The following is a 1768-nucleotide window of genomic DNA, read 5'->3' as shown; positions in this document are numbered from 1 at the left end:
GCAAGAAGCTGTTGCAACACGGCATTTTCAAGAATCAACCTGGCAGCGCGCCGTTGCTGTTCGGCTGCCTGCAAGCGCAGGCGCGCCTCCTTGACCTGCTCCTGCTCCTTGCCCCAAAGATCAAGATGAAAAGAAAAATCAAACTTTAACGAATTGTTCCAGGAGGTTTCTCCGGCATAGGGTGGCAAATAAAATTGATTTTTGGTCCAACGGCTTACCCCAATCTGACCGGTGCCCTGGAGTTGTGGTTCGCGCTGCGCTCCCGCTTCGCGCAAGGCAGATAAAGCCAAGGCTATTCTTGCTTTCGCAGCAAGCATGTCCGGATTTTTTTCAAGAGCCAGTTGCATGATGTTTTGCTCTGGCTGATTGAGTAAAGAACGCCACCAGTCCGCAACAGCAGCTACAGACGATTTTTTTTGTGTCAAGTCACTGCCAAGCTGTAAATCCTGCAATGGGGTAGGTTTTGCCAGATGCGGCATGGGCGGTGCACAGCCAGCCAGCATCAACGCTGGCAGCAAGCAGCCCAGGAAATGCCAGGATTTCAATCATTTTCTCCCGTAGAAGATTTTGGAGATTTGCCGAGACTGGTGGTTTTCAGAACAGTCGATAGATACCGTCTTATCCAGAGCCTTCAATTACAAATAGCCTAAAGTTTCACGGTGGGTGCCGCTCTTTCTAGCCCTTTTACATCCTCTGCGTCTTACACTCCACGAGAAGCAGTTCTCCAAATCACTCTGAATGACCATAGAATAAATTGCCCTCTTCCTCAGATAATGAAAGAAACGCCTAAGTCTATCAGATGGATAATGTCATTTCAGCGGAGTTAACTGCCGAATTAGATTCAATAGATTTCTCGCTTTTCCAGTTCCAGAACATGCAGGGTGGTTTTCAGTACGGAATCCGGGTTGAGGCTCATGGATTCAATGCCAATATCGACCAGAAACTCAGCCATTTCCGGATAGTCTGAAGGCGCCTGACCACAAATTCCAGAGTGGATACCATGCCGTTTACAGCCATCCACAGCGAGGCGAATCATAGTTTTCACCCCTTCGTCGCGCTCGTCGTAGTCAAAGGCGACAATTTCCGAATCCCGATCAACCCCGAGAGTGAGTTGGGTGAGATCATTACTGCCAATGGAGAATCCGTCAAAGCGCTGGGCAAACGCATCAATTAAAAGCACATTGTTGGGGACTTCGCACATGGCATAAATTTTCAGGCCATTTTCGCCGCGCTTCAGGCCAAATTCTGCCATTTGCGCAAGAACGTCGTCGGCTTCCTGCACGCGGCGTACAAAAGGCAGCATCAAAATGACATTATCCAGGCCCATGGTTTCTCGCACTCTTTTCATGGCCAGGCATTCCAGATGAAAACCTTCTTTGTACGCTGGATGTGCATAGCGGGAAGCACCGCGAAAGCCCAGCATGGGGTTGTCTTCTTCGGGTTCGAAGCCGCGACCTCCAAGCAATGAGGCATACTCGTTGCTTTTGAAATCAGACATACGGACCACTACCGGTTTGGGATAAAAAGCGGCAGCCAGGGTGCCGACGCCCTCTGATAGCCGTTCCACAAAAAAATCCTGGGGCTGCGTGTAGCCTTGGGTGAGCTTCGCCAGGGCCAGACGCTCCTGCGGGTCTTTGACCTTTTCCGGGTAGAGCAAAGCCATGGGGTGCGCCTTGATGGTATTGCTGATGATGAATTCCATCCGCGCCAGACCAATACCATCGCTGGGGAGATTAGCCGTCTGGAAAGCAATTTCCGGGTTGCCCAG

The 1768-nt window shown here is 50.6% G+C and carries 2 protein-coding genes; both read right to left on the bottom strand.

Annotation, left to right across the window (positions count from 1 at the left end; translation table 11 throughout):
- Nucleotides 1–545, bottom strand: a 545-nt coding sequence (locus BLW97_RS17770) for a TolC family protein (protein WP_158025231.1), incomplete at its 3' end; no start/stop codon positions are given.
- 296 nt (nucleotides 546–841) lie between these two features.
- Nucleotides 842–1768 (bottom strand): putative PEP-binding protein (locus BLW97_RS17765; RefSeq protein ID WP_341465668.1); only part of this gene is annotated, 927 nt, incomplete at its 5' end.

This window comes from Acidithiobacillus albertensis (genome assembly GCF_001931655.1).
Taxonomy (GTDB): domain Bacteria; phylum Pseudomonadota; class Gammaproteobacteria; order Acidithiobacillales; family Acidithiobacillaceae; genus Acidithiobacillus; species Acidithiobacillus thiooxidans.
This window is presented reverse-complemented; position numbering and strand designations above follow the sequence as displayed.